This is a genomic window from Pseudomonas antarctica, assembly GCF_900624995.1.
In the GTDB taxonomy this organism is placed as follows: domain Bacteria; phylum Pseudomonadota; class Gammaproteobacteria; order Pseudomonadales; family Pseudomonadaceae; genus Aquipseudomonas; species Aquipseudomonas antarctica.
This window is the reverse complement of sequence record NZ_UYXQ01000149.1, coordinates 1-8,573: the sequence shown is the minus strand read 5'-3', so window position 1 is coordinate 8,573 and position 8,573 is coordinate 1. Positions and strand designations below refer to the sequence as shown.

At 57.3% G+C, this 8,573-nt stretch carries 4 protein-coding genes and 2 pseudogenes; 4 read left to right on the top strand and 2 right to left on the bottom strand.

The features are described from left to right. Positions 1-203: pseudogene (locus tag E0F99_RS27220) on the bottom strand (hypothetical protein); the annotation flags it as partial. Positions 204-434: 231 nt separating this feature from the next. Between E0F99_RS27220 and E0F99_RS27215 the strand changes: the two are divergent. From E0F99_RS27215 to E0F99_RS27200, 4 genes are all read left to right on the top strand, one after another. Then, positions 435-4,898 carry a hypothetical protein gene (locus tag E0F99_RS27215; protein ID WP_083358467.1) on the top strand — a complete coding sequence of 1,488 codons (4,464 nt, stop codon included), beginning with the start codon at positions 435-437 and terminating at the stop codon, positions 4,896-4,898. A gap of 481 nt (positions 4,899-5,379) precedes the next feature. Beyond that, positions 5,380-6,789: a circularly permuted type 2 ATP-grasp protein gene (locus E0F99_RS27210; protein ID WP_083358468.1), complete on the top strand. Its 1,410-nt coding sequence runs from the start codon at positions 5,380-5,382 to the stop codon at positions 6,787-6,789. Between the two features lie 2 nt (positions 6,790-6,791). Beyond that, positions 6,792-7,742 carry an alpha-E domain-containing protein gene (locus E0F99_RS27205; RefSeq protein WP_083358469.1) on the top strand — a complete coding sequence of 317 codons (951 nt, stop codon included), beginning with the start codon at positions 6,792-6,794 and terminating at the stop codon, positions 7,740-7,742. Positions 7,743-7,850: 108 nt separating this feature from the next. Beyond that, positions 7,851-8,279: a nuclear transport factor 2 family protein gene (locus tag E0F99_RS27200; RefSeq protein WP_083358470.1), complete on the top strand. Its 429-nt coding sequence runs from the start codon at positions 7,851-7,853 to the stop codon at positions 8,277-8,279. Between the two features lie 113 nt (positions 8,280-8,392). On the opposite strand, the pseudogene E0F99_RS27195 reads toward E0F99_RS27200, so the two are convergent. Continuing rightward, a pseudogene (locus E0F99_RS27195) lies at positions 8,393-8,573 on the bottom strand (peptide-methionine (S)-S-oxide reductase MsrA); the annotation flags it as partial.

Genomic DNA, 8,573 nt, shown 5'->3' with positions numbered 1-8,573 from the left:
AGGCCAAATAGGAAGTGGATCACCGGAAATGAGTGGCGGGGAGAGTAGGCGTCGTGCGGGTTGGCCAGGATGGGCTTCTCGTATGGGATCTCCCGGCGATAGAAGTCGGGACGGTCCTTGGGCGAACCGAAGACTTTAGCGTTGTGTTCACTGTGATCGGTCACGGCCGATTCGGGGGTGTTAGGGGAGATGATTCTGGGCACGACAGTGCTCCACACGGTTTCGAGTCTTATTAGAAGAGTCGGCCGCGGGTGAAGTTCAAGTTTGTTCACCCGCCATAAAGGGTCCCTGTGGCGTTTCTGGTTGAAATACGAGGTAAAACGTTTTTCCTACAAGCGAAGGAGCTAATTAAAGGGGTATCACGACATAGGGTTATGTGCACGGAGGCTGATTCAACCCGGACGTAACCCAAACTTCTCAGGTGACACTCCCGTATGAACAACATTTCCAGCCCTATTCCCACACAACCTCGTGTCTTACTCCCACAGACCAGTACCTCCACGCATCCGCCCACAAGGCAAAAACGTGAGGCCTCAGAATCAACCGCAGTCTCGCGCATCGAAGGTGATCGCGAGATAGCCATCAACTATGGCTCTGCGCTGCTCGGCGTTGCCAACCAGCAAACAAACGTCAAGGTCTACCCTGTTCCTTCCCATTCCACCTTTGGCCAGTGGTGGACACAGTTGCGTAACGCGTTCCAGCTAGCTGAAGTCCGCCGATGGATTGAAGACACCGGTATCAACGCTCAGTCAATCAAGCTCAATGCACAGTCCGGCCAACTCTCCTTTACCCTCAAACACCACTTGGATCCTAAGCAGGTCCTCCTTACCGTCGGGCTCGACGACAGCCGCTGGGCCGCGATCAGCGGGCCTATTCTGGAGGCCGGGCGGGTCATCGCCGGGGGCAACGCCGACACGGTCTTTGCACCGCCGACAAGCATTATCAACGAGCCGGTTCCGTATGAAATAGTGGGGCTTTTTTATAAAGAACGGCTGGACCTTACCGAGCCCGCCCTGCGCGAGCGCGTGAAAGAACTTGCCGCCCACAAGGGTTTTGCAGCACTTGATCCGACTGCCGACTCAAGTTTGATTGCATCCCGTAGCGAGGACGCACTGAACAATCAGAAAGCGTTTATGGGCGATATCAACAACCGGGAGACCGCCGCTTACGAACTGAAAAACCTGGCGAGCGACGTAGCGAATGGCTTCACGAATTACGATCAGATCCAAGAGAAACTTCAGCAGACGATCCAACTTTCTCCCGACAGCACCTACCCGCCATCGAATGCCGACAAGTCGAATAAGGTCAGCCTTCTGCACTATCTGCAGGATCATGGCTGGGATATCCCCACCCGTCACGAACAGCTGGTGAACCTGGCAAACGCCCTCTCCACAGCGACACCCAAGGCTCCCATCAATGGCAACCTCGGTGGCGCACTGAACTGGCCGACGCCGCTTGACCAGGGCAGCCAAGCGCAACTGAGGGCGGATATACAGACAGGGAAGTTCGGCGATAGCTCGTTGAGCCCCTTTACCAATGTGCTGGATTATCTGCTGGGCAACCGGCCACTCGCTGCTGAGGAGCAGCGTAATCCACGCCTGTTGATCGACAAGTTGATCAATTCCCCCAAGGGCAAGGCACTGGGTGGGGCGATTCAGGCCGCATTCGCGGCGCGCTTGGTTAAAGGCACTGCGTCCGACTGGCTGCTGGCGGCCTTGAGTGTAGGCAGCAAAGCAAGCGCCGCCGACGCAACGACTGTTGAAGGCTATCGGTTGGTCTCAGCTGCAAACACAGGCAAAACAGCTTCAGCAGTGGTCAAGGAGCTGACGGATAAGAGGGTGTCTAACGGCAACTTCTCGTCCCCGGAAGTTGCGGCGGTACACACCCACCTCATGCTCGCCAGTCGGGCCCCGGCATTCTTGGTCAAGGACATCCCGGATCAGGTGGTCGTGGGCACCCACAGCTGGGTCAGCTTTACGACGGCGGTGGCCCGTATCGAAGCGAAAGCGCCCGGGGCAACCGCGACGATGAGCTATACCCAAGTCATGCTCCACGCCAGCATTGCCCCCATCACGGCTGAGGAGCGTGAAGTTGAGTATGCGGCCCAGAACGAGGCGATCAAAGAGTGGGCCGTTGCCAATGGCATGCACACCTCTACCGATGCTGCGATGAACGACGCCCGTAAGGCGTTCGATACACAGCTCAGCGAACTCCGAGAGGCTGCTGAAACGCAAATCGGCGAGATGCCGACGATACAGAGCGTAACGCAGGAGCCTTTGAAAACTGCCCTCCCAGGCATGGACCCGGCATTGTTCGATAAAAAGTGTATAACTTTGCAGCCTTCAAACAGACACTTCCCAGGGCCTTACTCGATACGGGATCTGTACATTGATGGCAGAGCGCTGTTAGGGGTCCCAGACTCGGCGGATAACTGGGGAAACGCAGGCCGGTCTTTTGTGAAAGTGCTTACATTAGGCCAAGTTAATATTGCGCAGGATGGAATACCCGCCCAGTGGTTCTCCTCATCGGCGGCGATCAACATCAACGTTGTCCTGGCAAACCTTAAAAAGCTAGTACCGCCGAAAGATGCCTTTGATAAGGCTTTTTCGAACTACGCCACTGCCGTCACAAAAACGACGTCTGCGCAACTCAAACACCTTATTTCCAAACAGCCACTGGAAGATCGGCAGAATCTGGAGTTTGGTAAACTAACCATTCGCAGGGAGATTGATTATGACAGGCCCGACCTGCCCCTGCGCGTTGCGGAAGGCGTACTGCTGTTGGAGACCGAACGCAACGGCAATGTCATGACCTATGAAGTCAATCGACTAACAGGCACCGTCACCAGGCGGCCCGACAAGACGTATCAGGAATACCCTCCAAGAGACGGCAATGTTTATTCTACCCGAGGGAAAAAATACGACCTGATAAAACCCAAAGGTCAGCATGCGCTTGACGTTACGGATGAACGTAAAGGCGCGCCCGGTACACCTTATAGCTTCGGCAGTGCCAGAACCCACTATATCGTTGATGCGATGATTGAGGATATGGATCTGCCTGCGGTGCAAACGTATGCCAAGGGAGCAACGACCTTTGAAACCGAAGTACCAACGTACAAAATCGTTCAAGACGTTGCGCTGGGGCTGATCCCTTTCTGGTCCGCCATCCAAAACTTCAAAGCCGGCGCTATTGGTGACGGCATTGTCGATCTGGCCTTCGATATTTTCGGTTTCGCCGTCGGCATCGGCTCGGCAGTGGCCAAAGGCGCCAAAGCCATTGCATCGACGTCCTCGGTACTTTCAAAAATTGCCAAGACAGGCACAATCATTGGGCGGGCGGCGGTGGGCGCGCTTAACCCGTTGGACGGTATTGATGATCTGGGACGTGGTGTTCTGAAACTCGGCCGCAAAGGCATTGGTGCGACCTACCGGGGCGTCAAGCACCTGCGCGGCTCTCACCGCAGCGTGAATTTACTTGAGCTGGCAAAAAAACCGAATATCGCCGAAGGCACCTATAAGACAGCCAACGGTGCTGCTCAGACCACCACCTTGGCTCAATTCGATCCGACCACCCGTCAGTGGTACGACTACGACCCACGCACGCAGGAGGCGTATGGCAAGCCACTGGATACATTTGTCGCCGTACATTCTTCAGCCCCTCACGGGGGGGAAATCAAAGGGCTTACTGATAGTTGGCTTGGCAGGGTGATAGGCTCCGTCGTCGCGCCTGCGGCAGACAACCCGCACTTTCGCCGTGACTATCTGAAGGCGATAACCAACGCCAAAGCCGAAGACAATGCTGCCTATATAGCGGGTCTGAACACCGGAAAGCCCGAAGCCATCTATGGCTACTCTACAGCGCTGACCATCGATGATTTAAAACGTCTTGCAGTCGCCGAACGTCGTACGCCGACACAACTCGGCAGCCTGGCAAAACGAATAGAAGAACTGCGCGTTCTCCCTGAACGACTCACGACCGCGCGTCAAACGGCGAAAATCGTTAACGCTGACGACTACCAGTACGGGTATAAGTCAGGGAAACCAGAGCACATCCCTGGGTTCTCGAATAACTTGACCAACAATCAGATTGCAGAACTTGCTATCGCGCGCGGGCGCACCCCTGAAGAAACGGGTCATTTGATCGGTTACATAGAAAAGCGAAGAATTGAAATCAGTCGACAGAACTACGCGGTGTTCAGCGCCGACATGACGGCGGTGGGTGGCAAGGTTCAGTCTCTTCCGCAAGGTTTTTACCTCAGTCAAGTTTCGCTGCTGTCGGACGGTGAGTGCGCGGCATTATCCAATGCCTACGCGCTCGCCGCCAAATATGGCAAGGAAGACGCGCTTATTAAAAACCTGCATATCGCGATGACGGACATTCTTAGCCCTCAAGAGATCGCCGAATTGCGAAAAACCAATCCGGCCAAAGCCACCCTTGAACAGACCAAGGCAACCAAAATAACCACGGTCCGCGAACAGCTGAACAAACTCCAAAATGTGTTGGGCACCGCATTCCACCATGGCATGCAGGAACGACAAGTTGCGCATACCACCATTATTTCGGAGCTGGCCCAAGCGGGCAAAGCCGGTCGTTCAAAAACACTCTTGATCAATGGCCCTGGGCATGGCATTACCGCCGGCTATGATGCCAGGACGAAGGGCTGGTTTTATTTCGACCCTAACTTCGGTAAAGCGACCTTTACGACGGATACCGCGATGAGCGCCGCGTTGGACAGCGCATTGAACAGCGGCCGCACCCAGCGTCTGATGCCGCACTATGTTGGCAATCCTCCCGGGGCGCCTGAGTATAAAATTTCAGTCTTTGACGAAAGCAATCTAGACGCCACGATCAAATCGTTGAACATAGATATGCACAGCTTGTTCCGAACTGCGCTGTAAGCGTGTCAACACGCCCAAAGGCCGCACCAAGACGGTCGAGGTTATGAGTGACCCGCTGCCTGACCCGTCATCAAGTTCGCTCCCGTGCCATGACGGTCAATGATTACGCAAGCCCAAGTTCGCTCATGCACCATTCTGGAACACTCCGCGCACCCTTGTAGTGAGCCCGCGGTTGTGGGAAGCGGGCTCGCCACACCAAGCCCGCTCCCCACAGCCGCCCATTTGCCACAGCCCCCCTATTTGCCCTAAGGCATTGGCCAGCTTTAATGCAGTTCCGGCACAGGCATTGCTTTATCCATTCATCTGCCCGGATACAGGAGTATTCGTTACCCCCCCGACCCAGCGCCGACCCCATAAGAAAGTAAGGACCAGGCCTGTTGGCACTCTGCGCCACGGGCTCATAAAAAAATGCGTTTTTTTGCGGCAGTGCCAACCAAGCAACTTGCCAACCAAGCAATGCAGGCACTGACAAGGTACTGGAATGGCTCGATCTTTCTTTGATGAAATGAATGACGCAGACGGCGTGTGCCGTGCGCATTATCAGGATTTCTCCCGCTGGCTGGCCAATACGCCGCCGGAACTGCTGGCCCAACGGCGCCGCGAAGCCGATTTGCTGTTCCACCGCGCCGGGATCACCTTTACCCTCTACGGCGACGAGCACGACACCGAGCGCCTGATCCCTTTCGACATCATCCCCCGCAGCATCCCCGCCAGTGAATGGAGCGTCATCGAGCGCGGCTGTATCCAGCGGGTCAATGCGCTGAACATGTTCCTCGCCGACATCTACCACGACCAGCGCATCATCAAGGCCGGGATCATTCCCGCGGACCAGGTGCTGGGCAACGAGGGTTATCAGAAGGCGATGGTCGGGCTGGACCTGCACCGCGACATCTACTCGCACATTTCCGGTGTGGACCTGGTGCGCGACGGCGACGGCACCTACTACGTGCTCGAAGACAACCTGCGCACGCCCAGCGGCGTGAGCTACATGCTCGAAGATCGCAAAATGATGATGCGCCTGTTCCCTGAAGTGTTTGCCAAGCAGCGCATCGCGCCAGTGGACCACTACCCCAACCTGCTGCTCAAGACCCTGAAAAGCGCCAGCCGCCTGGACAACCCCAACGTGGTGGTGCTGACCCCGGGCCGCTTCAACAGCGCCTTCTTCGAGCACGCGTTCCTTGCGCGTGAAATGGGCGTGGAGCTGGTGGAAGGCGCCGACCTGTTCGTGCACGACCTCAAGGTGTTCATGCGCACCACCGACGGCCCCAAGCCGGTCGATGTGATTTATCGACGTATCGACGACGCGTTCCTCGATCCCAAAGCCTTCAACCCGGACTCGATGCTCGGCGTGCCCGGCCTGGTGGCCGCCTACTGCGCTGGCAACGTGGTGCTGGCCAACGCCATCGGCACCGGCGTGGCGGATGACAAGTCGATCTACCCGTACGTGCCGGAGATGATCCGCTTCTACCTGGATGAGGAACCGATTCTGCAAAACGTGCCGACCTTCCAGTGCCGTAAGCCGGATGAGCTGTCCCACGTACTGGCGCACCTGCCGGAACTGGTGGTCAAGGAAACCCAGGGCTCGGGCGGCTACGGCATGCTCGTCGGCCCAGCCTCCAGCGCCGCCGAAATCGAGGACTTTCGCCAACGCATCAAGGCGCGCCCCCACGCCTACATCGCCCAACCGACCCTCAGCCTGTCCACCTGCCCCACCTTTGTCGAAAACGGCATCGCGCCACGCCACATTGACCTGCGCCCGTTCGTGCTCTCGGGCAAGGAAACCCGCCTGGTGCCCGGCGGCCTGACCCGCGTGGCGTTGAAGGAAGGCTCGTTGATCGTCAACTCGTCGCAAGGCGGCGGAACCAAGGACACCTGGGTGGTGGAGGGCTGAGTATGTTGAGTAGAACCGCCGCAGATCTGTACTGGATGTCGCGTTACCTGGAGCGTGCCGAGAACCTGGCGCGCATGCTCGAAGTCAGTTACTCGCTGTCGTTGATGCCCCAGGCCGGGCGCAGCGATGGGCTGGACGAACTGGCGATGTCGTTGCTCAGCAGCGGCACCCTGGAGAATTACCTGGAGCGTCACAAACAACTGGACGCGACGCGTATGCTGCACTTCTTCGCCCTCGACGAAGAAAACCCCGCCAGCATCTACAACTGCCTGCGCGCCGCCCGGGGCAATGCCCACGCGGTACGCGGGCGCATTACCGCCGACATGTGGGAAAACCTCAATGCCACCTGGCTGGAAATGCGCAGCATCGCCGCAGGCGGCCTGGCGCGCCACGGCATCAGCCACTTCTGCGACTGGGTCAAGCAGCGCTCGCACCTGTTCCGGGGCGCGACCTCCGGCACCATCATGCGTAACGATGCGTATCGGTTTATTCGCCTGGGCACCTTTGTCGAGCGCGCGGACAACACCTTGCGCTTGCTGGATGCGCGCTATGAGATGTTTGGCGAGGAGTCGGAGGAAGTCAGCGATTTGTCGGCACGCGGTTACTACCAGTGGAGCGCCCTGCTCCGCGCGTTGTCGTCATTCGAGGCGTACACCGAGCTGTACCCGAACGCCTTGAATGCACGTTCGGTATCAGAGTTGCTGCTGTTGCGCAGTGATGTGCCACGTTCGTTGCACGCGTGTGTCGAGGAGTTGAGCCATATTCTGGCCGACCTGCCCGGCAGTTATGGCCGAACGGCGCAGCGTTTGGCCGCCGAGTTCGAGGCGCGGCTGCGTTATACGGGTATCGATGAGATCCTGGAGGACGGCTTGCACAGCCGGCTTACGGACTTTATCGACACCGTGCGCGAACTGGCCCAGGCGATTCACAGTTCCTACCTTGAAGTGGTGTGAGTGCATTGCAGTCACTTAACTGTCAATTCGGGTGATTGACCCTGCTTTGTTACCGCTCTTATGTTGGGCAGGTGAACTGCCTTCCCATCATAAGAACAGGTACCGAGCATGTCCGAACTGACCCTAACCCCCGCCGCCGCTCAGACCCTGCAACGCTGGCACACCCTGTTGGCGACGCGCGACCTCACTTGCCTGCCTGAACTGCTGGCGCCTGATGCGGTGTTCCGCTCGCCCATGGCACACACGCCCTACCCTGGCGCGCCAGTGGTGTCGATGATTCTCAACACGGTGATCAAGGTGTTTGAAGACTTCCAATACCATCGCGAACTGGCCACTGGCGATGGGCTCAGTGTGGTGCTGGAGTTCAGTGCGCGGGTGGGTGACAAGCAGCTTAAGGGGATTGATCTGATTCGCTTTAATGAGCGGGGGCAGATCGTCGAATTTGAAGTGATGGTACGGCCGTTGAGCGGGTTGCAGGCGTTGGGTGAGGAAATGGGGCGGCGGTTGGCACCTTATCTGGCAAAAGCCAAAGGTTAAACATTTGGGCGCGGGCTTGCCCGCTCCCACAGTTGGGTTTTGCGGTGTTTGTTGGGCTGATGATTGTTCCCACGCTCTGCGTGGGAACGAGCGCTCATTGGGTTTTGTGGTGGTTATTGGTTTTTGACCAGCACCGGTTCTGCGCGGTATTGGTCCGGGAACAGCTTTTTGAGTTGCGCCACTTTTGGCAGGTCGTTGATCAAGATGTAGGGGTACGACGGGTTTTCGGTGAGGAAGTCGTGGTGATAGGATTGGGCCGGGGAAAACGCCTTGACCATCTCCACTTTGGTCACG